Annotated in this window: 23 protein-coding genes; 13 read left to right on the forward strand and 10 right to left on the reverse strand. The window is 69.5% G+C overall.

Translation table 11 applies throughout. The annotated features are described in order from the left end of the window. Positions 1–26: 26 nt before the first annotated feature. From B378_RS0103545 to B378_RS0103570, 6 genes are all read left to right on the forward strand, one after another. Positions 27–794: a DICT sensory domain-containing protein gene (locus B378_RS0103545; RefSeq protein ID WP_017342447.1), complete on the forward strand. Its 768-nt coding sequence runs from the start codon at positions 27–29 to the stop codon at positions 792–794. A 92-nt stretch (positions 795–886) separates the two neighbouring features. After that, positions 887–1189, forward strand: a complete 303-nt coding sequence (locus B378_RS0103550; protein ID WP_017342448.1) for an AbrB/MazE/SpoVT family DNA-binding domain-containing protein — start codon at positions 887–889, stop codon at positions 1187–1189. Beyond that, positions 1186–1662, forward strand: a complete 477-nt coding sequence (locus B378_RS0103555; RefSeq protein WP_017342449.1) for a PIN domain-containing protein — start codon at positions 1186–1188, stop codon at positions 1660–1662. Before B378_RS0103550 ends, B378_RS0103555 begins: the two co-directional genes overlap by 4 nt. A gap of 193 nt (positions 1663–1855) precedes the next feature. After that, entirely contained in the window at positions 1856–2278 is a 423-nt protein-coding gene (locus tag B378_RS16695; RefSeq protein WP_155118185.1) for a hypothetical protein, read from the forward strand. A gap of 239 nt (positions 2279–2517) precedes the next feature. Then, the gene (locus B378_RS0103565) at positions 2518–3909 is read left to right on the forward strand and encodes a signal recognition particle protein Srp54 (protein ID WP_017342451.1); all 1392 of its coding nucleotides are present in this window, start codon (positions 2518–2520) and stop codon (positions 3907–3909) included. Positions 3910–4335: 426 nt separating this feature from the next. Continuing rightward, entirely contained in the window at positions 4336–5562 is a 1227-nt protein-coding gene (locus B378_RS0103570; RefSeq protein ID WP_017342452.1) for an MFS transporter, read from the forward strand. 33 nt (positions 5563–5595) lie between these two features. Here B378_RS0103570 and B378_RS0103575 read toward each other — a convergent pair whose 3' ends face one another. Then, entirely contained in the window at positions 5596–6054 is a 459-nt protein-coding gene (locus B378_RS0103575; RefSeq protein WP_017342453.1) for a DUF2237 family protein, read from the reverse strand. A gap of 108 nt (positions 6055–6162) precedes the next feature. Here B378_RS0103575 and B378_RS0103580 point away from each other — a divergent pair, with 108 nt between their 5' ends. Genes B378_RS0103580 through B378_RS0103590 form a run of 3 tightly spaced genes read left to right on the forward strand, consistent with a single transcriptional unit; the run spans position 6163 to position 9162 of the window. Then, positions 6163–7950: a helix-hairpin-helix domain-containing protein gene (locus tag B378_RS0103580; protein ID WP_017342454.1), complete on the forward strand. Its 1788-nt coding sequence runs from the start codon at positions 6163–6165 to the stop codon at positions 7948–7950. Further along, positions 7951–8478 (forward strand): Mut7-C RNAse domain-containing protein, encoded by a 528-nt coding sequence (locus tag B378_RS0103585; RefSeq protein ID WP_017342455.1) that lies wholly within the window; start codon positions 7951–7953, stop codon positions 8476–8478. Positions 8479–8517: 39 nt separating this feature from the next. Then, a complete protein-coding gene (locus tag B378_RS0103590) occupies positions 8518–9162 on the forward strand; it encodes a hypothetical protein (protein ID WP_017342456.1) in 645 nt (214 codons plus the stop codon). A gap of 404 nt (positions 9163–9566) precedes the next feature. On the opposite strand, the gene B378_RS0103595 is transcribed toward B378_RS0103590, so the two are convergent. From B378_RS0103595 to B378_RS0103610, 4 genes are all read right to left on the reverse strand, one after another. Then, a complete protein-coding gene (locus tag B378_RS0103595; protein WP_017342457.1) occupies positions 9567–10376 on the reverse strand; it encodes a class I SAM-dependent methyltransferase in 810 nt (269 codons plus the stop codon). Positions 10377–10445: 69 nt separating this feature from the next. After that, positions 10446–10904 carry a hypothetical protein gene (locus tag B378_RS0103600; protein WP_017342458.1) on the reverse strand — a complete coding sequence of 153 codons (459 nt, stop codon included), beginning with the start codon at positions 10902–10904 and terminating at the stop codon, positions 10446–10448. A 96-nt stretch (positions 10905–11000) separates the two neighbouring features. Then, on the reverse strand, positions 11001–11837 hold the full coding sequence (locus B378_RS0103605; protein WP_017342459.1) for a deoxyribonuclease IV: 837 nt from the start codon (positions 11835–11837) through the stop codon (positions 11001–11003). A gap of 78 nt (positions 11838–11915) precedes the next feature. After that, on the reverse strand, positions 11916–12767 hold the full coding sequence (locus B378_RS0103610; protein WP_017342460.1) for a biotin/lipoate A/B protein ligase family protein: 852 nt from the start codon (positions 12765–12767) through the stop codon (positions 11916–11918). A 145-nt stretch (positions 12768–12912) separates the two neighbouring features. Between B378_RS0103610 and B378_RS0103615 the strand changes: the two genes are divergently transcribed. Further along, a complete protein-coding gene (locus tag B378_RS0103615) occupies positions 12913–13827 on the forward strand; it encodes a serine/threonine-protein kinase RIO2 (RefSeq protein WP_017342461.1) in 915 nt (304 codons plus the stop codon). Positions 13828–13865: 38 nt separating this feature from the next. Here the strand turns inward: B378_RS0103615 and B378_RS0103620 are convergent, their stop codons facing one another. The 3 genes from B378_RS0103620 to B378_RS0103630 all read right to left on the reverse strand — a co-directional run bounded on the left by B378_RS0103620 (position 13866) and on the right by B378_RS0103630 (position 17248). After that, positions 13866–14867 (reverse strand): cytochrome d ubiquinol oxidase subunit II, encoded by a 1002-nt coding sequence (locus B378_RS0103620; protein ID WP_017342462.1) that lies wholly within the window; start codon positions 14865–14867, stop codon positions 13866–13868. Next, positions 14860–16308 (reverse strand): cytochrome ubiquinol oxidase subunit I, encoded by a 1449-nt coding sequence (locus B378_RS0103625; protein WP_017342463.1) that lies wholly within the window; start codon positions 16306–16308, stop codon positions 14860–14862. The genes B378_RS0103620 and B378_RS0103625 overlap by 8 nt, the downstream gene beginning before the upstream one ends. A gap of 139 nt (positions 16309–16447) precedes the next feature. Next, positions 16448–17248 (reverse strand): sulfite exporter TauE/SafE family protein, encoded by an 801-nt coding sequence (locus B378_RS0103630; protein ID WP_017342464.1) that lies wholly within the window; start codon positions 17246–17248, stop codon positions 16448–16450. Between the two features lie 183 nt (positions 17249–17431). On the opposite strand from B378_RS0103630, the gene B378_RS0103635 reads away from it, so the two are divergent. Together B378_RS0103635 and B378_RS0103645 are read left to right on the forward strand one after the other, a co-directional pair. Further along, on the forward strand, positions 17432–17728 hold the full coding sequence (locus B378_RS0103635; RefSeq protein WP_017342465.1) for a hypothetical protein: 297 nt from the start codon (positions 17432–17434) through the stop codon (positions 17726–17728). Between the two features lie 518 nt (positions 17729–18246). Continuing rightward, positions 18247–19080, forward strand: coding sequence for an NAD(P)/FAD-dependent oxidoreductase (locus B378_RS0103645; protein WP_017342466.1), 834 nt, complete (start codon positions 18247–18249; stop codon positions 19078–19080). A 20-nt stretch (positions 19081–19100) separates the two neighbouring features. Here the strand turns inward: B378_RS0103645 and B378_RS0103650 are convergent, their stop codons facing one another. Both B378_RS0103650 and B378_RS0103655 read right to left on the reverse strand, forming a co-directional pair. After that, entirely contained in the window at positions 19101–20162 is a 1062-nt protein-coding gene (locus B378_RS0103650) for a TrmB family transcriptional regulator sugar-binding domain-containing protein (protein ID WP_017342467.1), read from the reverse strand. Positions 20163–20247: 85 nt separating this feature from the next. Continuing rightward, a complete protein-coding gene (locus B378_RS0103655; RefSeq protein ID WP_017342468.1) occupies positions 20248–22566 on the reverse strand; it encodes an alpha-amylase family glycosyl hydrolase in 2319 nt (772 codons plus the stop codon). Between the two features lie 104 nt (positions 22567–22670). Between B378_RS0103655 and B378_RS0103660 the strand changes: the two genes are divergently transcribed. Beyond that, the gene (locus B378_RS0103660) at positions 22671–24797 is read left to right on the forward strand and encodes a hypothetical protein (RefSeq protein WP_017342469.1); all 2127 of its coding nucleotides are present in this window, start codon (positions 22671–22673) and stop codon (positions 24795–24797) included. Positions 24798–25060 lie beyond the last annotated feature (263 nt).

The raw sequence follows: 25060 nt of genomic DNA on the forward strand, positions 1-25060 counted from the left end.
TGTCTCGCTTGGCCGGAGTAACGCCCATGGCCGAATCGCTCCGTTCGTTCTTCGACGAGCTCGAAGCGTCGGACCGGCACCTCGTCCTCCTGAACCGGTCGTCGCCGGACCCGGTCCGAAACCTGCTGGACTCGCTGCTCGACGGCCAGCCCGTCTCGGTCAGCGAGGCCGAGGCCGACACCGCAGCGGACGACGACGTGGTCGCCCTCGTCGAGGACGGCTCGGTCGTCGCGCGCTCGACCCTCGACGAACTGCTCGAATCGGTGCTGCTCATCAACTCGGACCTGTACAAGTCCGGTGCGATCGATCTCGACGAGGTGGCGCTCCCGGCCGTGTTCGAGGGGCTCGACGAGGTCCCGTTTCGGGTGCGCGGCTACCCCGCCTCGAACAAGGAGAAGCTCCTCCTCATCGTCGTCTCGCGCGTCATCGAGCGGATCGCGGCCGAACACGGCGCCGGCACGCTTCGCGCCTCGTTCCAGCGACTCTCGCGGATCGACGACGAGCGCGGCACCCGGGACGTGTACGAGCGCGTCGCCGGGAGCGGCGTCGACGTCCACGTGTACGGCGTCGGGGAAGCGGACTCGCTCTCGGGGCTCCCGATCACCGTCCACACCGGGACCTCCTATCCGTATCAGCGGTCGTGGTTCGTCGTGTTCACGCCGCCGGAGGGCGGCGACGGCGACCACGTCGCGCTGCTCGCGCTCGAAGACGAGCCGAACGTCTGGGACGGGTTCTGGACGTTCCGCCCGGAGCTGGTGACGCGGATCGAGCGGTACATCGCGGAACACGTTTGAGGCGGGGATGGTCTCTGACTCGTCTTCCGATCTCGACCGATGGTTCCCTAAGTAATACTTATTTAGTATTACGAGAAAAGTATAACAGGCGTATGCCCAGAGTCACCACGAAGGGGCAGGTCACAATCCCGAAAGAGATCCGCGACGCCCTCGGAATCGAACCCGGGGACGAGGTCGACTTCGAGCGCGTCGGATCCGAGTATCGACTCCAAAAGCGGGCACCGACCACCGAGGACGGCGACGATCCGTTCGAGAAGCATCGCGGAAGCGCCGACAGCGACGAGACGATGCCGGAGCGGATGCGTCGACTCCGCGGCGAGTACCCGCGAGAGACCGACGAACTGCCCGAAACCGACGAGCGTTCCGACGACGAAAAGACGGGTGCCGACTCGTGACGACGGCGGTCGACACGAACGCGTTCCTCGCGCTGCTGTACGACGACGAACACGCCGACGCCAGCGAGGCGGCGCTCCGACGCGCGTATCGAGACGGAGCGGTCGTCGTCGCGCCGGTCGTCTACGCCGAACTCGCGGCCGATGGACGCTTCGAGTCGGCTGCCGATCTCGATCGCTTCCTCGCGGATTTCAGCGTCGACGTGGTCGACCTCTCGCGCGAAGCCCGCTTCACCGCGGGCGAGCGCTTCCGAGAATACGCAGACCGTCGTCCGGATGGAATCCAATGTCCCGCGTGCGGTGAGAAGCAGTCGGTCGACTGCGACGCGTGCGACGAGTCGCTCTCGCCGCGCCAGCACGTCGCGGCCGACTTCCTCATCGGCGCACATGCCGCCGTCGACTGCGATGCGCTGGTGAGCTTCGACAAGGGTTTCTACTCGACGTACTTCCCGTCGCTCACCGTATATCCCGCGTAATCGGTTACCGGGTTTCGTCCGGAAAGAGACCCCATAAATCCGGGTGTTCGCGGGGATCGATCGGCAGTTCTTGCTCATGGGTCGCGGACGGATCGGAAGCGATCCGGTCTCGAACCTGTTGCCACTTCTCGTGACGGCACAGGACGTTCACCGGTATACCGTCGAGTTCTAACACCGACGCGATCGCCGCCCGGTGGAACCCCTCGCACAGTTGGACCTCTCCCTCTCGTCCGATTGCGACGACCGGTTCGAGTCGGTGGACGTACGCTCCCTCGAAGTCGTTCTCGGCCGACGCCGGCTCGTGTTCAGTCTCCGTGTTTGGCCGGTATCCTTCCTCCTCGATCGACCGGATCAGGTCGTCGAGATACGGGAGGCGCACCCGTCGATACTTGTCGAGACTCTCGTATCCGCGAACGCGTTCACCGGCTTCGAATCGTTTTTTCGCGCGACTGTACAGCGACGTCTCCTCCCACGGATCCCCCTCCTCGTACCGTCGCCTCGTCGACCGAAACACTGCCGTCTCGCGGAATGGTTCCCGTCCATCGATGTCCCAGCCACCACCCTCGACGCGGCCGATACCTCGATCGAGGCGAACCCGCTGGTTGTGGTGTCGTAATTCCGTCGGATCGACCCGTATCGTCGCCCACGGATCCGCCGGAGCCCGGTACCGCCGGTCGTTCGCGAACGCGTGCCACCGGGTGTAGTAGCGGAGTCGGTCGAGGTCCATCGGTGTGGGCGGTCACTGGTCTGTCGGCGCGCCACTAAACGGATCGCTTCGTCGCTCCGACAGCCACGACGTATCCCGCCACCGCCGACGAACAAAGCTTTACCGCGTCGCCCGCCTATCTCCGGCAAATGGTACTCGACGACCTCGGCACGTCCCTGCGGAGCAGCCTCGACAAGCTCCAGGGGAAGTCCCGACTCTCCGAGAGCGACGTCGAGGAGATCGTCAAGGAGATCCAGCGCTCCCTCCTCTCCGCCGACGTCGACGTCTCCCTCGTGATGGAGCTGTCGGACTCGATCAAGTCCCGCGCGCTCGAAGAGGAGCCGCCGGGCGGCACCACCGCGAAGGACCACGTCCTCAAGATCGTCTACGAGGAGATGGTCGAGCTGGTGGGCGACTCCACCGAGCTCCCCCTCGAAAACCAGACGATCCTGCTGGCCGGCCTCCAGGGGTCGGGGAAGACCACCTCCGCGGCGAAGATGGCCTGGTGGTTCTCGAAGAAGGGGCTCCGCCCCGCGGTGATCCAGACGGACACCTTCCGGCCGGGCGCGTACGACCAGGCGAAGCAGATGTGCGAGCGCGCCGAGGTCGACTTCTACGGGAACCCCGACAACGACGACCCGGTCGACATCGCGCGCACCGGTCTCGAAGAGACCGAGGACGCCGACGTTCACATCGTCGACACGGCGGGGCGTCACGCGCTCGAAGACGACCTGATCGCGGAGATCGAAGAGATCGAGGGCGTCGTCGACCCCGACCGCTCGCTGCTCGTCTTGGACGCCGCGATCGGCCAGGGCGCCAAGGAGCAGGCCAAACAGTTCGAGGAGTCGATCGGCATCGAGGGCGTGATGATCACCAAGCTCGACGGGACCGCGAAAGGTGGGGGTGCGCTCACCGCCGTCAACGAGACCGACTCCTCTATCGCCTTCCTCGGCACCGGCGAGACGGTCCAGGACATCGAGCGGTTCGAGCCCTCGGGGTTCATCTCGCGGCTGCTCGGGATGGGCGACCTCAAGCAGCTCTCCGAGCGCGTCGAGCGCGCGATGCAGGAGACCCAAGAGGAGGACGAAGACTGGGACCCGGAGGACATGCTTCAGGGCGAGTTCACCCTGAAGGACATGAAGCGGCAGATGGACGCGATGAACAAGATGGGGCCGCTCGACCAGGTGATGGACATGATCCCCGGGCTCGGCGGCGGGATGATGGACGAGCTCCCGGACGACGCGATGGACGTCACCCAAGACCGGATGCGCCGCTTCGAGCGCATCATGGACTCGATGACGGAGGAGGAGTTAGAGAACCCCCGCGTCGTCGGTCAGTCGCGCACGGAGCGGATCGCCCGCGGCTCCGGCACCGACGAGGAGACCGTCCGGCAGCTCTTAGAGCAGCACTCGATGATGGAGGAGACGATCGGCCAGTTCCAGGGGATGGGCGAGGGCGACATGCAGCGCATGATGAAGAAGATGGGCGGCGAGGGCGGCGGCCTCGGCGACATGATGGGCGGCGGCAAAGGGCCGTTTTAAATAGTATCTCGTTCGCGAACTGATCACAAGTCGTCGCCCTCGCGGGCGATGGGGACTACCTCCAAAGCCCCAGCCGCGAGGCGGTCGCACGCTCGCTGCGCGCTTCAGTCGCTTACTTCGTTCGCTCCTTACAGTGCTTACGTCGCCTGCGACCGCCTCGCCGCTGCCCCTTTGAGTCCCACCCCGCACAGCACCGCAACCGCAGCCTCACGCCTCCCCAGCCTCGCCGCTCGCTCGGGGCTCCCTTCGGTCGCCCACATCGCTCGCGGCGTCCCTCGCGCGTGCTGACTCGCGGCCTCCGCTTCGCTCCGGCCGCTCGCAGGCACGCGCCACCGCGGAACCCCCGAGATAGCCAAAACTGGTCCCTACCGGCAGCCGCCGAGCGCTTCAGGCCCTTTATACGGGTGACCGGGCTACGCTCCGGCGATGAACCGAGACCGGATCGGCGAGTACGACGCCCTGGTGCTCGTCTCGCTCGTCTGGTTCCTCGGGAAGTTCGTCCGCTACCTCTTCCCCCCGCTGTTCGAGTCGATTCAGGACGCCTACGGCGTGAGCAACGCCGTCGTCGGGACCGCGTTCACCGGGTTCATGATCGTGTACGCGTTGCTACAGTTCCCGAGCGGTGCGGTCGCGGACCGGCTCGGGCCGGTCCGGGTGATCGTCGCGGGCGCGCTCGTCGCCGGCGCGGGGTCGCTCGCCGTCGTCTTCGACGCGCCCTTCGCCGCGCTCGTCGCCGCGATGCTCGTCATCGGGGCGGGCACCGGCGTCCACAAGACCGTCTCGGTGCGGCTGATCGCGCGCGTCTACCCCGCCCGCACCGGGCGGATGCTCGGCGCGCACGACACGCTCGGCGCGATGGGCGGGGTCGCCGCGCCCGCGGTCGTCGTCGCCGTCCTCTCGGCGCCGCCCGCCCTCGCAGCCGTCCTCGCGCGGCTCCCCGGCGCCGACTGGCGCGCCCCGTTCCTCCTCACCGGCGCCCTCGCGGTCGGCCTCGCGATCGCGACCGCAGTCCGCCTGTCCGGCTCGCCCGCGGCGGCCGGGCCGACCGACGACGACGGGAGCGACCCGGACACGCGCGAGTACCTCCGGCTGTTCCGGAACCCCCGGTTCTCGGCGTTCGTGCTGGTGACCGTCGGATTCTCGTTCGCGCACAACGGCCTCGTCGCGTTCCTCCCGCTGTACCTCTCGGAGGCCGGCGACCTCGCGACGTCGACTGCGAACCTGCTCTACTCACTCGTGTTCGCGGTGACGTTCGTCCAGTTAGTCACCGGCGACCTCTCCGACCGCGTCGGGCGGTTCCCCGTGATGGTCGGCACGCTCGGCTTAGCGGCGGCCGCGCTCGTCGCGCTCGTCTCGCTCCCGAGCTTCGGCCTCGGCGCCGTCGCGGCCGCTGTCGTCGTCGCACTCTTCGGCCTCGGCTCCCACGGGTTCCAGCCTGTGCGCAGCGCCTACCTGATGGAGCTGCTTCCGGAGCGGCTCGCGGGCGGGGGCCTCGGCGTCGTCCGAACGCTGCTCATGGGCGCCGGCGCGCTCGCGCCGAGCGCCGTCGGGATCGTCGCCGACGCGGTCGGCTTCCGGCCCGCGTTCGCGCTGCTCGCCGGCTCGATGGGGCTCGCGGCCGCGGTCGCCGCCGGGCTCTGGGTGACGGAGTGAGGGCCGTTCTCGGCGCTCCGCGGGCGTCGGCGTTCAGTCGAGGCTCTCGGGCTCGAACGCCTCCGGGTCGTACTCGTGCTCTCGGAGGCGGTCGGCGTCGACCGCCCGCAGCACGGACTCGTTCGTCGCTTCGAGGACGACCGGCGGGGCGACGCCCGCCTCGGCCGCCTCCACCCACCGGCCGACGCAGAGACACCAGCTGTCGCCCGGCTCCAGCCCGGGGAAGTCGAACTCGGGCCGCGGCGTGATCAGGTCGTTGCCGCGCTCGCGGCTGTACTCGAGAAACTCGGCGGTGACGACCGCACAGAGCGTGTGCTCGCCGACGTCGCCGTCGACGTCGCGGCAGTGGCCGTCGCGGAGGTAGCCGGTCGTCGGGTCGCCCCCGCAGGGGGCGAGTTCGCCGCCGAACACGTTTCGGTCGCCGGGATCGCGGTCGTCGCGGTCGTCGGGATCGTCGCGGTCGTCGGGATCGTCACGGTCGTCGGTCGACATGGGACGGGGTCCGGTCGCCGACGGCATAAGCGACCGGCGGGTCGCCGCGCGTCGGCCGTCGGGCGTTCGGCCGGCGGTATAAGTGCCGCGCCGTCGAACGGTCGCGTCATGAGCCGGAACGACGAGGTCGCGACGCGCTTGGAGGAGTTCGCCGACCTCCTCGAGGCGACGGGCGTCGAGTACAAGCCGACCGCCTACCGACGGGCGGCCGAGAACGTCCGCGACCACCCTGCGCCGATCGAGGGGCTCGCGGCGGAGGGGGAAGAGGCGGTCGCCGAGATCGACCGCGTCGGCGACGCGATCGCGGCGAAGATCGTCGAGTACGTCGAGACCGGCGAGATCGAGGAGCTGGACGAGCTCCGCGAGGAGCTGCCCGTCGACATGGCGGGCCTGACCGCGGTCGAGGGCGTCGGCCCGAAGACGGTCGGGTCGCTGTACGACGCGCTCGGAATCGCTGACCTCGACGAGTTAGAGGCCGCCGCCGAGGCGGGCGAGATCCAGGAGGTGTCCGGCTTCGGCGCGAAGACCGAGCAGAACATCCTCGACAACATTCCGTTCGCCCGGGAGTCCCGCGAGCGCACCCGCCTCGGCGACGCCCGGCCGCTCGCGGACGACGCGCTCGCGTCCCTCGCCGATCTCGACCCCGTCGAGTCCGCCGAGGTGTGCGGGTCGATCCGGCGGTGGAAGCCCACCATCGGCGACGTCGACCTGCTCGTCGCGAGCGAGGCGCGCGAGCCGATCGTCGAGGCGTTCACCGACTGGGAGACCGCGGACGCGACGATCGAGGCGGGCACGGGGAAGGCGAGCGTGCGCGCGGACGGCACCCGCGTCGACCTCCGGATCGTCGACCCCGACGAGTTCGGGGCCGCGCTCCAGTACTTCACCGGGTCGCGGGCGCACAACGTCGCCGTCCGGAACCGGGCGATCGACCGCGGGCTCAAGCTGAACGAGTACGGGCTCTTCGACGTGAGCGACGTGGAGGGCGAGGGCGCCGACGCCGAAGACGCCGGAGACGACAGCGAGGAGCCGGACGCCACTCGCGCCGGCGAGCGCGTCGCGGGCGAGAGCGAGGACGAGGTGTACCGCGCGCTCGACATGGACCCGGTCCCGCCCGAGCTGCGCGAGGATCGCGGCGAGGTCGAGGCCGCCGCCGAGGACCGGCTCCCCGTCCTCGTCGGCGAGGGCGACCTCCGCGGCGACCTCCACACGCACACGGACTGGTCCGACGGCGGCTTCTCGATCGCCGAGATGGCGCGGGCGGCCGAGGAGCGCGGCTACGACTACCACGTCGTCACCGACCACGCGACCGGGCCGGGGATGGTCGGCGGGGTCGGCCTCGACGAGTCCGACATCGAGGAGCAGGCCGCGGCGGTCGCCGAGGCGGCCGACGAGGTCGACATCCCGATCCTCCACGGGATCGAGGCCAACATTGACGCCGACGGCGGCCTCGCGACAGACGACGAGACGCTCGCGGCCCTCGATCTGGTCGTCGCGTCACCACACGCCGCGCTCGGGCAGGACCGGGAGGAAGCCACCGAGCGGCTGGTCCGCGCGGTCGAACACCCGCACGTCGACGTCCTCGGCCACCCGACCGGCCGTCTCATCAACGAGCGCCCCGGCCTCGACCCGGACGTCGAGGTGATCGCCGAGGCGGCCACCGCGAACGGGACCGCGATCGAGGTGAACGCGAACCCCGCACGGCTCGACGCCGACGGCGAGTTCGTTCGGGCCGCGATCGAGGCGGGGGCGACGATCGCCGTCAACACCGACGCGCACGCCCCCAGAGAACTCGACAACGCCCGATACGGGGTCCACACGGCGCGGCGTGGGTGGGCGGAGACATCGAACGTGCTCAACGCGCGCTCGCTCAACGGCCTCCGGTCGTTCCTGCTGTAGATGTCGAGCCGGGAGGACAGCGACCCGTCGACGGGCGACCCCCCGCCCGTCCTCCTTGACGTCATGTGCGGCAAGCTCGCGACCTACCTCCGGATCTGCGGCTACGACGCCGCCTACGCGCTCGACCGCGGGATCGAGGCCGACGACCGGCTCCTCTCGCTCGCGGCCGCGGAGGGGCGCGTCCTCCTCACCCGGGACCGCGAACTCGCGGACAGGGCCCCGAGCGCCGATCCCGCGGTCGACGCCGTCCCGCTCACCGAGCGCGACGTGCTCGACCAGCTCCGCGAGCTCGACGCGGCCGGCCTCCCGGTCGAACTCGCCGACGAGCCGACGCGGTGCGGCGCCTGTAACGGGCCCGTCGAGCGCGTCGCGTCCCCCGAAACGGACGGCTCCCCGGTCGACCGACCCGACTACGTCCCGGACGATGTGGGTCCGGGCCGGCCCGGGTGGCGCTGTACCGAGTGCGGCCAGTGGTTCTGGAAGGGCGGGCACTGGGACGACGTCGCGGCGCGGCTGGACGACCTGTGAGCGTAACCGGTTTGCCCGCCCGCCGCCTATCGCCCGCCAATGGAACGCGAACGGGCCGTCGACCGCCTTGAGTCGCTCGTCGACCGCGTCGAGAGCGAGCCGATGCCGGTGCCCGTCCGCGAGGTGTGGGCGTTCGGCGACGTCGCGCTCGGGCTCGACCCGGTCGACCGGCTCGACGTCTACCTCACGAAGGACGTGATCATGGGCGGCGACGCCGACGCGGCCGCCGCGTTCGAGGCCGAGTACGGCGTGAAAGGCGTCGGCACCACGGTCGACGCCGAGTGGGCCGAGGCGCATCCGGAGCGCGTGCGGACGAGCGACAACGGGTACGCGGCGCCCGAGAAGTGTCTCGCGGCCGAGCTCGTCGAGGACGAGGAACCGATCCACCTCGAAGTGTGTAACGCGGGCTTCGAGGACAACGTCCGCCAGCGCCTGAAAGGGGCGCTCGCCCGCGACGCCTACGAGGAGGTGCTCGACCCTCGGGGGGTCTGCCTGTGGGTCGACGGCGAGCGCGACGACGAGGCGTTCGACCGCCTCCGCGAGGCCTCGCTCGCGATGCCGACGCTGCCCGCCGCGCTCGGGATGCTCGGTGCCGACGAGGAGGCCGCGACCGAGGCGGCCGACGTGCTCAAACAACAGCGCGCCGAGCAGGAGGGGGCGTCCGTCCGCGGAGACATGGTTTGATACGGACGCGCCGCGACGCTATTTATAAATGAAATGCGGTGCGGTGGCGCGTGCCCGCGAGCGGTCGCCCCCGGCGACCGCGAGACGGCACGCGCGAGGGAGTCGCTGGTCCGGAGCGTAGCGGAGGACCAGCGACGAGGCTGGGGAGGTGTGAGGCGCTGTGCGGTCGCGGTCGGGTGGGACTCAAAGGGGCAGCCGCGAGGGCGAAGCACGGCGCAGTAAGCACCGCAGCGAAGGAGCGAAGCGACTGAGCGAGACGCGCAACAAGCCGCGCGAGTCCTCGCGGCTGGGGCTTTGGAGGTGTCGGCCGCCGATCTGCCAGCAACCATTTATAAATCACATTCGGAGCCCGCCGCTCTGACTTATAAATGACCGCCTGACGGCCTCGGTTCTCCTTTCGTCTCTCAGTTCACTCGTCCGACGGTCACGTCGAAGGGGACGTACTCGACGCGCTCGTACTCGCCGGCGTCGATTGCCGCCGCGACCTCGCGGCCCATCTCGCGCCAGCGCCCGCGGAGGTCGTCGTAGGCGGCCTCCGAGGTCGCGGCCACCAGCTCTTCGCGGTGGTCGGCCAGCCCCGCGCCGGAGGCCTTCCGCGCCGCCGACCGCAGCGCGGCCTCGGCGTACGGCGGCTCGGTCCGCTTCTCGTGGACGTAGCGCCGCGTGCGCACGTCGACGAGCCCGGCCGCGTCGAACGCCTCGCGCACGCGGTCGCCGAGCGCGACGTCCGTGTCCACCCCATCGACGTACGCCTCGCGCGCCTCGCGCTCTAAGCGCTCCTCGGCGTCGACCGTCGAGGCCACCCGCACGTCGGCGTTGTCCGGCTCGACCGCGGCGACGAGGTCCGAAGAAACGCGGGCGAGTTCCCGGACCGCCGCGGTCGGGTCCGGGAGGTTGATCAAAAGCGCCTGACACACCGCGAGATCGACCGCGTCGTCGCCGACCGGGAGCCGGGTCGCGTCGCCCGCGAGGAACTCGGTCCGATCGTCGCCCTCGTCACGGGCGACAGCCAACAGGTCGCGGTCCGCGTCGACGCCGTACACGGACGCGCCCTCGGCCTCCGCGGCCAGCACGCGTGTCAGCTCGCCGGTACCGCAGCCGACGTCGAGGACGCGCTCGCGGCTCGACAGCTCAAGGTCCGCGAGCGCGTCGCGGCCGTCCTCCCACATCCCGCGGCGGGTGTGTTCGAGGTACTCAGCGGAGAAGCGTCGCACGGGCCCGCTTCGCGGCGGGCGAAAATAAACGTCCGGAGATCGGTCGGGCTCGGTCTCGCCGCGCGTCCCTCACTCGTCGCTGTCGGCGCTCCCGAACCCCAGCACGTCGGCGGCGAGGACGGCGGTCACGCCGGCGCAGTAGCCGACGAACGCGCTGGTCACCCCGATCGCGGCGAAGCTCACCGTCACGTCGCCGATCGCCGGGTTCCCGCCGTTGACGCCGGGGACGCCGACGAGCGTCCCGAGGAGGACGAACCCCCCGAGGACGAGCGCCGGCACGACGCCGACGGCTATACACGCCGGCCCGCCGCAGCGCGCGTACGCCCCGGCGGCCGCGAGGGGCCCGGGAGCGTAGAACACTAAGAGCGGCAGGAGCCGGTCGGTCAGCGCCGTCGCCGTCGTTGCGCCTGCGGACTCGGCGGCGAACGCGGCGACGAGCGCGAGCGTCACGACGCCGGCGAACCCGACCACCAGCCCGACCGCGCGGTCGCGGCGGCGTCCGAACAGCAACGCCTTCGTGGTGGGCATGTCCGTGGATCGCTCACGGGATCACTTAAATCCGCGTCGGACGGACGGCGTCCCCGGGAACGACGGCGACCCGGCGCCACCGGGAGCGAGGCCGCCTCAGTCGCGGCGGAGCTCGCGCACCCGGTCGATGTTCCACGCGAAGCTCTTCCCGTCCTCCGTCGGCGTCTCCAAGGCGAGCGGCACGTCCGTCAGGTCCGGGTGGTTGAGGAACCGCTCCATCCCCGCCTCGCCGATGTGCCCCTCGCCGATGTGGGCGTGCTCGTCCTTGTTCGTGCCGCACTCGTGTTTCGAGTCGTTGAGGTGGACGTACTCCAAGTGTTCCAGCCCGACCACGTCGTCGAACTCTCCGATCGTCTGGTCGACCGCCGCGGGCGTCGAGAGGTCGTAGCCCGCAGCGAACGCGTGGGCGGTGTCGACGCAGACGTCGATGTCCGTCTCCGTGCGGTCGATGACCCCCGCGAGGTGCTCGAACTCGCCGCCGAGCTTCGTCCCCGCGCCGGCGTCGCTCTCGATCAGGATCGTCACGCCGTCGGGCACGTCGAGGTCGTCGATCACCGACGCGGCGTTGTCGAGACCGCCCTCGACGCCGGCGCCCGTGTGCGCGCCGAGGTGGACGTTCACGTACGGGATTCCCAGCTTGTCGGCCGCGTCGACCTCTTTTTGCATCGAGTCGAGCGACTTCTCGCGGAGCCCCTCTTTCGGCGTACAGAGGTTCACGAGGTAGGAGGTGTGGATCACCCACGGCCCCTCCATGTCGCGCTCCGTCCCCTCGCGGAACCGCGCGGCCTCGTCGTCGTCGATGTTCGGGTCCTGCCACACCTGCGGCGAGTGGGTGAATATCTGTCCGCAGTTGCCGCCGACCTCGACCTGATTTTCCACGGCGTTGTCCACGCCGCCGGCGATGGAGACGTGCGCGCCGACCTTGAGACTCATACCGGACACTGGGGGGCGGTCGAAAAAGCCCCTTCGGAACCGGGCGGATCCCGACGACGCCGACGAGCCCGTCTCTCCCTACTTCCCGCCGCTCCCGGGTCGCGTCCGGATCCACTCCTCGTCGCGGTACTTCTCCGCGACGAGCTCCTCGGCGCGCTCCAGCTCCGCCGCCGTCCACGACCCGTTGAGGTCCACGGTCGCCTCGGGCGCCGCTCCGGCCCAGTCGGAAAGCGCCGCTTCGACGGCCGCCACCGCGTCCGCGCGGTCGACGTCGACCAGTTCGTCCATCCCGACGACGCGCTCGCGGAACGCCTCGGGCGTCACCGGCGGCTCGGCGAACACGCCGAGGTGGCGGTCCGCGTCGACCGAGAACGTCAGCGACCCGTGCTGGATCACCGCCTCCCGCTTGCGGTACTGGGCGTTGCCGGCGATCTTGCGGCGTCGATCGCCCTCGGGCCCCCGGGCCACCACGTCGTGCGCCGGGTGGAGTTCCCGGAGGTAGCAGGCCGGGTGGTACAGCTCCGGCATCGGCTCGTCGACGTAGTCGGCGTCGACCCCGAGCCGGTCGAACGCGTCGAGGACGGGTTCACAGAGGAGGTGGTAGCAGTCGAGCAGTTCGCCCGGTACCGTCTCCGCAGGAACCGCGATCGAGTACGCGACGTCCCCCCGACCGTCGTGGTAGATCCCGCCGCCGCCTGTCTGTCGGCGGGTCACGTCGATCCCCTCGCGCTCGCAGAACGCCCAGTCGACCGTTTCCGGCTCCTGGTGGCGACCGAGGGTGAGACAGCTCGGCTCCCAGCGGTAGGTCCGGACTGTCGCCGGTCCCCCGGCCGCGGCGGTCTCGGCGGCGACCTCGTCGAGCGCCATCTGTATCGGGCCGGGGCGGGCCTCCTCGCGGATCAGCCGCCAGTCGACGGCGGGCACGGTCATACCGCCCTCCTCGGGCGCCGCTCCGAAAGCGGTTGCGCTCGGTGTCCGACCGACCCGAAACAGATTTGCTATCGCGGTATACGCTATATCGGGCCCGCCTGCCGAACGCGCGTCCCTTTTAGGAATCGCCGGAGTAGGGGCGCGTATGGTGCGAAACGTCGCCGGCGACATGGCGGAGCTCGACCCCGAGGACTTCTACCTCCTCTCGGGCGTCGAGCAGGGGATGCGCTTCTCGGAGTGGGTGCGCCGCGACAAGCTCCCGGAGTACGCCGACCTCACGCGCGAGGAGGTCGACTACCGGATCGATCGGTGTCTCGACCGCGAGCTGATCGAGCGGAAGACGATCCAGTACGAGGGGTATCAGCTCACCTTCGAGGGGTACGACGCCCTGGCTCTCCGGACGTTCGCCGAGCGCGAGACGATCGACGGCGTGGGCTCGCCGCTGGGGCTCGGGAAGGAGGGCGACGTGTACGAGGCGCAGTCGTTCCGGCCGCTCGCCTTAAAGTACCACCGCGAGGGGTACACTAACTTCCGCGAGGTGAACCGCGAGCGCGAGTACACCGCCGACCGAGACCACGTCTCGTGGCTTTACACCGCGCGCAAGGCGGCCGAACGCGAGTACGAGGCGATGGAGGAGCTGTACCCCGACGTGAGCGTCCCGCGACCGGTCGATCACAACCGGCACGCCATCGTGATGGAGAAGTTCGCGGGCGCGGAGCTCTCGCGCGCGAAGCTCGACCCCGAACAGGCGGTCGGCGTCCTCGATCTGATCCTGCGCGAGCTCGCGACCGCGTACGAGCTCGGCTGGGTCCACGCCGACGCCTCCGAGCACAACGTCGCGGTCGCCGAGAGCGGGATCACGATCTTCGACTGGCCGCAGGCGGTGTCCGTCGACCACGAGAACGCCCGGGAGTTCCTCGAACGCGACGTCGAGAACCTCTTGCGGTACTTCGCTCGGAAATACCCCCACGAGGTGCCCAGAGACGCCGATACCGACGGAGTCGCCGCCGCTATCGCCGACGGCTCGTTCGAGAGCGTTCGGGCGTTCGGCGCCGAATAAATCACATAGCGCGATACGAAATCCGACTTCGCCGGTGGTCAACTTTTGTATCCCTCACCCTCGATCGGACCGCTAAACACCCCATAGAGGAATTTGAAGTACCACAGTACGAGGAGAAGCGCCGGAAATCCGAGAATCGTCACGAGATTCAGCGCTAACGGTGAGACAACCGCTTCTCGAACCGTCAAGCCGGTTGGCGGATAGATCGTCGGATACAGCAGGAGCGCGACCAGCAGGCTCAGTAGCGCAGGAAGCCCGAGTGCGCTCACCAGCCAAGCACGGTACTTGCCGCGCAGAGCGAGAACACTTCCCCCTCCTCCCGCAACGACCGACAAGAGGACAATCGCACCTACGGGAAGCGAAAGAACGGTTTCGGCAGCACCTCCGGCATCAGTTACGACAACCGTCGTCAGCAGAGCGACGACTCCGATCAAGTATACCAGCGTCGCGACGATTCCGTACGTGCGCAGGTCTGACGCTAACCGTGGCCTGGTTTTAGCTGTCAGAAAGGCCGCGCCGGTGGCGACCGAGACAGTTACGAGGCCGACACCAGTCAGCAGTGCCGGTAGCGACAGCGTCGGCGCGTCGAAGATCCACCGACCGGCGAGCGTCCCGAACAGCAGCGGCGCGAGAAAGCTCCCTCCGATAAAGGAGTAATCCCAGTACCGCTTCCAGCGCTCGTCGTCGCGCTGTTCGCGCATTTCCGGGCCGAGCCCGCGGAACAGCAGCGCGAGCACGAACCCGAGCGCGAGCAGGTAGTGATCGGCCAAGACTCGCGAGTACACTCGCGGGAACGCCGCTAGCAGCATCGTTCCGAAGGCGACGACCCACACCTCGTTTGCGTCCCAAACCGGACCGAACGCCGTCAAGAGTGTCTCCTTCTCGCGTTCGTCGTCGCGAGTCGCGTACAGCATTCCGATTCCGAAGTCGAACCCGTCGAGGACTACGTACATCGCCAGCGCAAACATGACGGCACCGAACCAGATCTCGGGGAGCGCGTCGACAAGATACGCGTCGACGAGCAACACGAGCTCAGTCATCGTCGCTCACCTTCGGGACCGGACCGTACCATCGATCGTCGTCCGATACCTTCGCTCCGAGTTCCCGAAGCTCGTCTTCGACCAGCCACCGCAGCACATGAAGAGCTACCAAGATCAATCCGATATAGATAACGACGAAGCCGACGAGCGTCAGAGTCGCTTCGGTTCCGCTCAATGTCGAGGAAACGGCCTCACTAGTTCTGAGTTCGCCCTGGATGACCCACGGTTGTCGACCGATCTCTGTGACGTACCACCCCGTGAGAAGCGCCGCGTAGCCGAGCGGCGACGCAGCGATCATCGTCTTCAGGAATCGATTGCTCTCCGAGAGGCGTCCGTTGTAGATGAGATACCCGCCCCACAGCGCCAGCCCGATGAACAGGAATCCGAGTCCGACCATGAACCGGAACGACCAGAACACCATCGCTACGGGCGGGTTCTCCTCGTACTCGTTTAATCCGAGCACTTCGGCGTCGAAGTCACCACCGCTAGCGAGGAACGACCCGACGCCCGGGAGACTCACGGTAAAGAGGTTCTCGGCTTTCGGATCGGTGATCGCGTCAATGCTCTTCGGGAACGCGAGCAGGTGTAAGTCCGCCGTGCCGGTCTCGTAGTGAGCTTCCATGGCTGCGAACTTCTGTGGCTGTGTATCTGCGACGTGACGCCCATACGCGTCACCGTGGACTGCCTGCAGAGGAGCGGTGACGAGCAGGATGATAACCGCGAGTTTCAACGCAGTGTTCCACGCAGCGGCGTCTCGCTTCTTCCAGACGATGTACGCCGAGACCCCGGCGACCAGCAGCGCGACGGAAATGACCGACGCGTTGACCATGTGTACATACATCCACGGCATCCGGGGCGTGAAGAACGCAGCCAGCGGGTCGGTTAGCTTCGCGACCTCCATACCGTTACGCGTGATCATCTCGAAGCCCTGTGGAGTCTGCATCCAAGCGTTGACGATCAGGATCCAGAAGGCCGACAGCCACGCCCCGACACCCACCAGTACCGACGAGAGAATGTAGGTCCGATCGCTGACGCGTTCCTGACCGAACAGCAGTACCCCGAGGAAAACAGCCTCAAGGAAGAACGCCATCTTCGCTTCGAATGCGAGCGGCCCACCGATCAGCTCGCCAGCCACCTCGGCGAACTGCGGGAAGTTCGTTCCGAACTGGAAGCTCATCGGGATGCCGGTGACCGTTCCCATGACGAATCCGGCGGCGAACACCTTGACCCAGAATGATCGCAGCCGTGTGAACCGTTCGTCGTCGGTCCGAACGTCCTTCCAAGTGAAGTAGACGATGAACGGCGCTAACCCAACCGAGAGCGAGGCGAAAATTATGTGAACGCTGATCGTCCAGCCGAACTGCGCACGGCTCGCAAGCTCCGGCGAGAGCTGTAGCGCCCATCCCTGAATCAAGACGTCGGGGAGCACCGTCGAGAACATAGATATATTTTCTCACGGAAATAAAAGAGAAGTTGTGTAATTCCCCCGTTCGAGGACTGTACTACGGTAGCTTATATCCGCAGAGCCGTAGCTTCTGTAGTCAATACGAGACGGTCACGGGTAGCGCCGGAGGCGGAGTTCAGTGCCCCATCGCGCCCCCGAGGGGCTGGTAATGCGGGAACATCGGGTGTGGAAGGTGAACACCGAGCGCCATCAATCCGTGCGCGAACAGCACGTACCCCAGTACGACGAACACCACGCCGAGCAGCCGATGAATGCGACGCCGGTGGGCAACGTCGATCGACTGGATAATCGTTCCATAGAGGAAGACAGCCGGGATCGTCCCAATGCCGAGGGCACCGAGAGCAATTCCCCCGGTGGTCGGGGAGCCGCTCGCGAAGGCGAACAGATACGCGGGATACAGCATCGGGCAGGGAAGAAACGCGTGGACGGCGCCGAGCCCGACAATACTCGGGCTGTTGACGTGCCGATGGACTCTCGTTGCGAGCCACGACGTAACGCGCTGGACGCCGGGTATTCGAATATCTCCTCCGCTTCCGCCGATGACGTACCGAACGCCGGTCGCCACGATGAACCCTCCGACCGCGAGACCGACAACACCTCGCAGGAGGTCGGCGATCGGTGTCAACTGGTCAGCGGTGACGAACACGACGCTTCCGAGAGCGCCGAAGACGGCCCCGAGAATCGCGTACGTCGTCGCCCGGCCGACGTTGAACAGGAAGTGCTGGCGAACCTCGTAGGTCGTGAGATGACCGGCACGCCCGTCGTCGGCTGTCACCGTCCCGCCGTCTGGCTGCGGCGTCATCTGCTTCGAGTACATCGTCACAAGTGGACCGCACATCCCGATACAGTGTGCGCCGCCCAGCACGCCGATGAGAACGAAGAGGACGACGTCAATCCGGAGGAGCGACTCGATCATAGTCGTTCTCGGTTGCGTACGGATTTGTGTCGTCTGGTGTGTCTCTCGAACGAGCCCGGACAGATACCGAGGACGTGTCACGGGAGGCTAAAAGAGGTCGCACTCGGCTGGAGACGTTCGAAAGCATCTGGAGTGTGGCTCTTGGCGGAACAATTCTTCACAGTAGGCGCCAATACACAGACGATGACGGACGAAATCGATATCCCAACCGAGCCGCGGGCTGCGGTCGACGCACTGGCGGCCCATCTGACTGCGACCGCAGACCGCCCAGTCCCGCCAGCGACGAACCGATGGCTCGGAGAGGCTGAAGCCGTCGCCCGCGATGCCACCAGTGACGACCTTGACACGCAAACCAGACGGAAACGGGTCCGCCAAGTCGCCACACTGCTTGAGTCGGCCGACGAAACGGGCGACGCCGTCGCCGACCGCCACATCGAAGCAGCGATCGAGTGCTGTCGAGTCGTTCTCGCCGACGAGTGACGGTGACCCTGTTTCTACGGAATAGAATAATTACAACAGTTAGCGAAGCCGGCGTATGTATATTATTTCACATTTTTAAGTAAAAAATAGAAGGCACACATCGATACCATCCTCCGAGATCGTGGGCGGTCGGAGGTGTTGCGCGTTCGGCTTCTGTCACCCTCCGAGCGCGTCTCGCTCCCGCGCGGCACTTATCGCCTCGTCGGCCGCTCCGACAGGTCTCCATCGCGGGCCGCACGCTCAGACACCGCCAGCGCGCGTCGAGCGCGGGGAGGCCGGCGAGATCGCGTTCGCAGCGGCCGACCGGGACGAGCCGTTCATCGCCGCGGACCGTCCAGTTCGGGTGCGCCGCTGACCGGGCGTCCCCGACCGATTCCGCTCCCGCTCCCTCGGTCCGGCGCGACCGACGCGGCCCGGGACCGACGCCCGTATCTCGTCTCGGCCGCATCGACCGGTATGGACCCGAACCGCGACCGGGCCGGAGACGGCCCGCGACGACGCCGCCGGGTGATCGACCGATGACCGAGGAGACGACGGGTGCGCTCGAGGGATCGACCGCCCCGGGAACCGAGGCACCCGCCGCGCGCGACGTGGTGGTCGTCGGCGGCGGGGTCGCCGGCCTCTCGGCGGCCGTCTACACTGCCCGGCAGGGCCTCGATACGCTCGTCGTCGACCCCGGCGGCTCGATCCTCCGGCGCAACGCGCGTCTGGAGAACTTCCCCGGCTTCCCGCTCGGCGTCGACGCGCGCCGCCTGCTGGACCTGCTCACGGAGCAGGCCGAGACCGCCGGCGCGGACCGCCTTGACGCCCGCGTCACGCGGGTCTCGCTCGTCGATCCCGACGGAGGCGCAGACGCGGCCGACGCCCCCGCCGACGCGGCCGACAGTGACCGCTTCGTCGTCGCGACCGACGGCGGGGACCGAATCCGGGCGCGGCACGTCGTCGCCGCGACGAAGAACGAGGTCGGCTACCTGACGGATCTCGACGGCGTCTCGATCGTCGACCGCGGGAAGGCGTACGTCGACACCGACGAGCGCGGCCGGACCGGGGTCGACGGGCTGTACGCCGCGGGGCGGCTCGCTCGCAAACCGCATCAGGCGGCGGTGTGCGCCGGCCACGGCGCCGAGGTCGCGGTGACGCTGCTCGAAGAAGCGGAGACTCCGTTCTACCACGACTGGGTCGCGCCCGAGGGGTACTTCACCGACCGCGACCGCGAGGTGCCGCCGGGCTGCGAGGAGATCGACGCCGCGGAGCGCAAAGAGCGCGAGGCGGCCGCGCTCGACGCGACCCGCGACCGGTTCGCGGAGCCCCACCCGGACCCGCAGGAGACGCACCCGAGTCTGGAGGAGTAAGGGCGACTGGGGGCCGGCCGCTACTCGTCGCCCGCCTCGATCCGGACGAGGTCGGCCTCGACATCCTCGACGAACGCGCCTTGGCCCCCGACGGTGACGTCGCCGTCGTCGGTCTCGACGACGAGGGAATGCTCGACCGGGAACTCGTTGTTCGTCGGCTCCACCATCCCCTGTCTCGTCTCGACGACGCGGCCGACGACCTCGGCCGGCTCGTCGTCGTCGGTCCACCGACCGCCGACGGTCACCCGCGGCGCGTCGCCGGCGCGGAGCCGCAGCGTCGCCTGGAGGACGGTGTGTCTGAAGTCGGTGTACTCGGCCGGGAGCGGCGCCGGGTCGGCGACGGCGAGCTCGGTCGCGGCGGGCCAGTAGTTCCCGAGGAAGGAGCCGACGATCACTGGCGCGAGCTGCTCCTGCGCGAAGGCGATGGCCTGTCGGTCGGTCGTCGACCGGCGGAGCAGCTCCGGGGGGGAGACGACCCCGGCCGCGGAGTCGACGGTGAGCAGCGTCGGCATCGCTTCGCCCCACGTCCGGACGACGTTCGCGACGCCCGCCAGCCCGGGGTCGTCGGCGTCAAGGTCCGCAGCCGCGTCGGAGACGACGAGGAGGACTAAAACGCCGCGGTCGACCGCGTCGACGAGCGCCTCCCGCACCTCGGAGAGCTGCTTTGCGGTGATCGACAGCGCCACCTCCGACTCGGCGTCAGCGAGCAGCGACCGGATCCGCTTGATGACGGTGGCCCGCGACTTGATCACCTCGAACTGCTCGGCCTGGCGCTCCACGCGGGAGTACCGCTCCGCTAACCCGGGCCGCATCGCGTCCACGTCGGACCGGAGCCGGTCTATCACCTCGTCGGGCGGGTTCGCGCGGATCGTCGTCGGCACGACGTGGTCGTTCACCTCGACGAAGCCGCGCTCCTCCAGCGACTCGCTCACGCTGTACACGTACCGCTTCGAGACGCCCGCCGCGTCGGCGACGGTGCTCGCCTTCGCCTCGCCGTGTTCCAGCAGGCTGAGATAGGTGTCCACCTCCTTGTCCGAGAGCCCGAAGCGACGGAGGAGGTCGGTCAGCGTCCGGTCGTCCATACGCACGCCTCTTCCGAGCGACACTTATAGGGGTCGGTCCCGGGCGACCTCGCCGCCCCGCGGCCGGCCGACATCGAACGGGTCGTCACCGAAGCACGGCGACCGCGTCGACCGCGACCCGAGTCCCGCCGTCACCGTCGAGTTCCGCCGCGTTCCCCGCCCCGAACAGCTCCGCCTCGGCCGAGTCGGGGACCGCCACCGTCGCCGACTCCTCGGCGAAGTTGACGACGACGAGGAGCGGGTCGCGGTCGGCGTCGCCGTTGGCCGCCCCGTCCGCCGGCGGCGTCCGCTCGTAGGCGACCACGCGCTCGGCGTCCCCCTCGACGACGCGCACGTCGGCGGCCCGACCGCCGAAGTCGACCGCGCCGGTCCGCAGGATCGGTTCCGCCTCGCGCAGCGCGGCCAGCCGGCGATGGAAATCGGTGAGGGCGTTGTCGCCGTCGTGCCATCGAATCGGGCCTCGGTACGTCTCGTTGCCGCGCTCCTGACCGGCGTAGATCATCGGCGCGCCGGGCAGCGTGAACGTCACGGCCGCGGCCGCGCGGAGGGCCGCCCGGCCGTACTCGGCGAGGTACCGGTCCTCGTCGTGGTTCTCGACGTAGCGCATCTGGGAAGCGGGATCGTCGAAGCCGAGCCACTCGCCGCGAGCGAGGGCTGTCTCGACGGCGTCGGCCGGCTCCTCGCCCGCGCCGACCGCGCGAAGCGTCTCGTACAGCGAGGTGTCGTAGTGGCGGTGGAACTCCCCCTCGCCGTAGAACGGGTCGTGCGGCAGGGTCTCGTCGAGCAGGAGGGTGTCGTCTGGGACGCGGTCGGCGACCTCCTTCCAGAACCCGTGCGGGACGCCCCACGCCACGTCGGCGCGGAAGCCGTCGACGACGTCGGCCCACTCGTCGACGACGTCGAGCAGCCACTCGCGGACCGCCGGGCTGTCGTAGTTGAGATTCGGGATGCGGCCCCACTCGAAGTAGTAGTCGGGCGCGTCCCCCTCGCCGAGCTCGGCCCAGTCGATCCCGGTCACATCGGCGCTCGCGTCGGTGCGTCGGTAGTGGTCGGCGTACGCGTCGACGCCGGCCGAGTGGAGCTGGAAGGCGGGGTGGTCGCGAGAGGTGTGGTTGATCACGAGATCGAAGACGACGCGGATCCCGGCGTCGTGGCAGGCGTCGACGAGCGACTCGAACGCCTCGCGCGAGCCGAGGTCCGCGGCGGTGTCGTAGTAGTCGGTGACGTGGTAGCCGTGGTCCGTCGGCGAGGCGAGGACGGGGGTGAGCCAGAGCGCGTCGACCCCGAGGTGTTCGAGGTACTCGACACGGCGCTCGATCTCCCGGAACGTCGTCGGCAGCGTGTCGCCCGCGAACGACCGCACGAAGACCTCGTAGATCGTCGGCGATTCGGCCCACTCGGGCGTCGGGTTCGGGTCGGCGACCGCGACCGACGCACCGCCGTCGACGGCCTCGATCCGCACCGTCTCCCCGGCCCCGTACCGCTCGCCGTGCGGGACCGCGTGGATCCGGACCGAGTCAGGGAGCTCGTCGAGCGGGACCGTGAGCGTCCGGCCGTCCGCGCGCGACTCGACCGCCGCGACCGTCTCCGGGTCGGCGTCGCGGTCGTCGACGAGGAACGTCGCGTCGAGCGCGTCCGGGTCGCCGCCGCGCTCGACGTCGTCGATCTCGGGCGCGGGCTCGACCGCGGCGGTCAGGCGGAGTCGCTCGCCCGCCCCCGGGTTGCCGTCCTCCCCCGGGCCGTCGGCCCCGACCACCGTCGCGTCGAGCGAGAGCCGCGGTCGGCCGGGGCCGGGGACCTCGCAGTCGCCGTGGACCGCGGCCGAGCGGTCGCCGTCGGGGACGAAGCCGAATCCGTGGCTGCCGGGCGGGACGCGCACGGACGCGACCCACTCGTCCCCGTCGCGCTCGGCCCGGTCGAGCGCGAGCCGGTTCTCGTTGAGGTGCCACAGCAGGGAGACGCGGTCGGGGTCGGTCTCGTCGCGGGCGAGGCCGTCGCCGGCGAGCTCCTCGACCGGCACGCGGATCTCCGCCTCGCGTCGCTCGTCGGGGAAGACGCGCACGCGCTGGCGGTGGGTCCCGTCCGGCGCGTCGAGCGCGAGGACGTAGGTCCCGGGGGCGTCCGGGTCGAGGTGGACGACCGGGTCGTCGTCGCGGCCCGTCTCGCCCGCGCGCAGCACCGCCGACGAGGCGTCCGCGGTCGATGGCTCCTCGTCCTCGACCGCCGTCGCCGAGCTCGGCGGGCCCGTCGCGTCCGGGTCCGGACCGTCTCCGGGGGAGAGGTCGCTGTCGGCGGGCGCGTCGCGGACGGTCCACCGGTAGGTCCCGTCGGGGTCGGGAGACCGCGGCGCTAACTCGACGGGCTCGCCGACGCTCGTCGTTCGCGGGGGGCCGGGTTCGTGCACGCTCCGCCTCTCGTCGCGCCGCGGTTTGAGGGTTTCCGTTCGCTAAACGATTGAACAATAATTACACCAAAGCTTCATACCGGCCGCCGGCGTGTGTTCGCGTAATGCAGCTTCGCGACGCGCTCGACGACTACAAGCGCCACGCCGGTGACGGGACGCGCTTCCCCGGCGAGCGGCGCACCGTCTCCGGCCGGTTTTCAGGCGGCGACGGTCGGCTCGTCCACGTCGGCGACGACGGCGAACTCCGCGACTTCGGCTACCCGCTCACCGGCCGGACCGGGCTCGTGCGGTCGCGGATTGGCCTCGCCGTCGGCGACGAGGTCGCATGGCTCGACGAAGCCGACACGACACAGCGGTACGTCGGCGACGCCGCGCTGGTCGAGACGGTCCACGAGACGCCGCGCGCGACGGTGACGCGCCACGACGTCACGCTCGGCGACGCGCACCTCACCCGGGCGTCGGTCGAGTTCGCCGAGGACGCGTCGGGCGACGATAGCGCCGACGGCGCCGACGCCGACCCCGCGGACGCCTCGCTCGTCGTCTACGCGCGCTTCGCGCCCGACGGCCGCGACGACCGGGTGGGCCAGCTCCGCTACGACGACGCCGTCGAGGTGTACCACGCCGACGAGCACGACTTCCTCGCGAGCGCGACCGGCTTCGCGGACCTCCGTGGGCAGCTCCCGGCGACGTTCCCGGAGTTGCTCGCCGACGACCCGACCGACCTCCCCCGCGACCGCGACGGCGACCGCTACGAGGAGGAGCGCCTCTCGGGCGAGGTGATCGCCGACGTGCCGTTCTCCGACGGCGTCGCCACCGTCGCCACGCTCCTGACGGACGGGGCGGAGACCGACCGAGAGGCGGCCCGCGACCGGCTCGACGCGCTCTTTTCGGACCTCGACAGCGTCGACGCCCTGCGGGAGGCGGCCGCCGACGCGCTCCCGTCGGTTCCCGAGGACGCGCCTGCCCGCGAGTCCGTCGTCGCGGACCTGCGCGTCCTTTCGCTGCTCTCCGCCCCCAGCGGGCTCCGGATCGCGGGGCCGGACTTCGACCCCTACTACGAACACTCCGGGGGCTACGGCTACACGTGGTTCCGTGACGACGCAGAGATATCCGGGTTCCTGCTCGGCGCCGCGGACGCGGTCGGCCTCGACCTCGATGACTGGCACGCCCGCTCCGCGCGGATGTACGTCGCCACGCAGCGCCCCGACGGCTCGTGGCCTCACCGGGTGTGGCCGCGCGACGGCGCGCTCGCGCCCGGGTGGGCGAACGCTCGCATCGAGGACGGCCCGGACGTCGACTACCAGGCCGACCAGACCGGCAGCGTCGTCGCGTACCTCGCGCGGGCTCGGGCGGAAGGCGTCGACGTCGACGGCCTCGACCGGACGCTCGTTGCCGCGCTCGCGGGCCTCGACCGGACGCTCGAACCCGACGGCCGCCCGGTCGTCTGTCAGAACGCGTGGGAGGACTCCGCCGGCCGGTTCGCGCACACCGCCGCGACGTTCCTCGAGGCGTACAGCGAGCTGGGCCGCCACGGCGAGGGGCTCGCCGTCGACGCGCTCGACGACCCCGACGCCGTGCCCGGCGCCGACTCGCTGCCCGAGGACCTCGCCGCGCACGCCCGCGACCGGGCCCGGGAGGTGTACGACGCGCTCGACGACCTGTGGGTTCCCGAGCGGGGCTGTTACGCGGTCCGCGAGACGCTCGACGGCGGGATCGACGACCGGCTCGACTCCGCGACGCTGGCGCTCGCGGCCGCGCACCGCTCGTTCGACGCGGTCGGCGCGGTCGACGACGAGCGCCTCGACCGGCTGGTCTCGCACGTCGAGACGGTCGTCGACGGGCTCTACCACGACACCGACGAGATCACCGGGCTGATCCGCTACGAGGGCGACGGCTGGCGACGGGCTGACCAGCTCTCCGAGAAGGTGTGGACCGTCTCGACCGCGTGGGGCGCGAACGCCTGCGCGGAGCTCGCGGCCCTGCTCGCGGCGCACGATGACCCGCGCGCGGCCGAGATGACGGCCCGGGCCCGCGACCTGCTCGCGCACGTCTCACCCGGTGGCTCCCTCTGCGAGCCGACGACGTACCTCCCTGAGCAGTTCTTCGACGACGGGACGCCCGACAGCGCGACCCCGCTCGGCTGGCCGCACGCGATCCGGCTTGCGACGGTTGCGCTCCTCGACGACGAACTCCCGCAGTTCGCCGACCGTGCCGCCGCGGACGACGACTGACCGGACCTCGACGACTATTTATAAATAACAACTGCGGTGGCGCGTGCCTGCGAGGCCGCTTCGCGGCCGAGCAGCACGCGCGAGGGAGTCGGTCGCCGAGCGAAGCGACGGCGACCGACGAGGCTGGGGAGGCGTGAGGCGCGGGGCGGTGCTGTGCGTTCCCGCGAGCGAAGCGAGCGGGAGCACGGAAGTCGCAGCCCGCGCAGCGAAGCGAGCAGGAACGTCTTCCGGTGGGGCGGGACTCAAAGGGGCAGCCGCGAAGG

The sequence above is a fragment of the Halorubrum sp. T3 genome (assembly GCF_000296615.1).
Lineage (GTDB): Archaea > Halobacteriota > Halobacteria > Halobacteriales > Haloferacaceae > Halorubrum > Halorubrum ruber.

What these genes read in the sequence shown, in the direction of transcription:
- B378_RS0103545 (WP_017342447.1), top strand. Translation starts at nt 27, where the DNA reads ATGGCCGAATCGCTCCGTTCGTTCTTCGACGAGCTCGAAGCGTCGGAC.
- B378_RS0103550 (WP_017342448.1), top strand. Translation starts at nt 887, where the DNA reads ATGCCCAGAGTCACCACGAAGGGGCAGGTCACAATCCCGAAAGAGATC.
- B378_RS0103565 (WP_017342451.1), top strand. Translation starts at nt 2,518, where the DNA reads ATGGTACTCGACGACCTCGGCACGTCCCTGCGGAGCAGCCTCGACAAG.
- B378_RS0103570 (WP_017342452.1), top strand. Translation starts at nt 4,336, where the DNA reads ATGAACCGAGACCGGATCGGCGAGTACGACGCCCTGGTGCTCGTCTCG.
- B378_RS0103575 (WP_017342453.1), bottom strand. Translation starts at nt 6,054, where the DNA reads ATGTCGACCGACGACCGTGACGATCCCGACGACCGCGACGATCCCGAC.
- B378_RS0103580 (WP_017342454.1), top strand. Translation starts at nt 6,163, where the DNA reads ATGAGCCGGAACGACGAGGTCGCGACGCGCTTGGAGGAGTTCGCCGAC.
- B378_RS0103585 (WP_017342455.1), top strand. Translation starts at nt 7,951, where the DNA reads ATGTCGAGCCGGGAGGACAGCGACCCGTCGACGGGCGACCCCCCGCCC.
- B378_RS0103590 (WP_017342456.1), top strand. Translation starts at nt 8,518, where the DNA reads ATGGAACGCGAACGGGCCGTCGACCGCCTTGAGTCGCTCGTCGACCGC.
- B378_RS0103600 (WP_017342458.1), bottom strand. Translation starts at nt 10,904, where the DNA reads ATGCCCACCACGAAGGCGTTGCTGTTCGGACGCCGCCGCGACCGCGCG.
- B378_RS0103605 (WP_017342459.1), bottom strand. Translation starts at nt 11,837, where the DNA reads ATGAGTCTCAAGGTCGGCGCGCACGTCTCCATCGCCGGCGGCGTGGAC.
- B378_RS0103610 (WP_017342460.1), bottom strand. Translation starts at nt 12,767, where the DNA reads ATGACCGTGCCCGCCGTCGACTGGCGGCTGATCCGCGAGGAGGCCCGC.
- B378_RS0103615 (WP_017342461.1), top strand. Translation starts at nt 12,913, where the DNA reads ATGGTGCGAAACGTCGCCGGCGACATGGCGGAGCTCGACCCCGAGGAC.
- B378_RS0103620 (WP_017342462.1), bottom strand. Translation starts at nt 14,867, where the DNA reads ATGACTGAGCTCGTGTTGCTCGTCGACGCGTATCTTGTCGACGCGCTC.
- B378_RS0103625 (WP_017342463.1), bottom strand. Translation starts at nt 16,308, where the DNA reads ATGTTCTCGACGGTGCTCCCCGACGTCTTGATTCAGGGATGGGCGCTA.
- B378_RS0103630 (WP_017342464.1), bottom strand. Translation starts at nt 17,248, where the DNA reads ATGATCGAGTCGCTCCTCCGGATTGACGTCGTCCTCTTCGTTCTCATC.
- B378_RS0103635 (WP_017342465.1), top strand. Translation starts at nt 17,432, where the DNA reads ATGACGGACGAAATCGATATCCCAACCGAGCCGCGGGCTGCGGTCGAC.
- B378_RS0103645 (WP_017342466.1), top strand. Translation starts at nt 18,247, where the DNA reads ATGACCGAGGAGACGACGGGTGCGCTCGAGGGATCGACCGCCCCGGGA.
- B378_RS0103650 (WP_017342467.1), bottom strand. Translation starts at nt 20,162, where the DNA reads ATGGACGACCGGACGCTGACCGACCTCCTCCGTCGCTTCGGGCTCTCG.
- B378_RS0103660 (WP_017342469.1), top strand. Translation starts at nt 22,671, where the DNA reads ATGCAGCTTCGCGACGCGCTCGACGACTACAAGCGCCACGCCGGTGAC.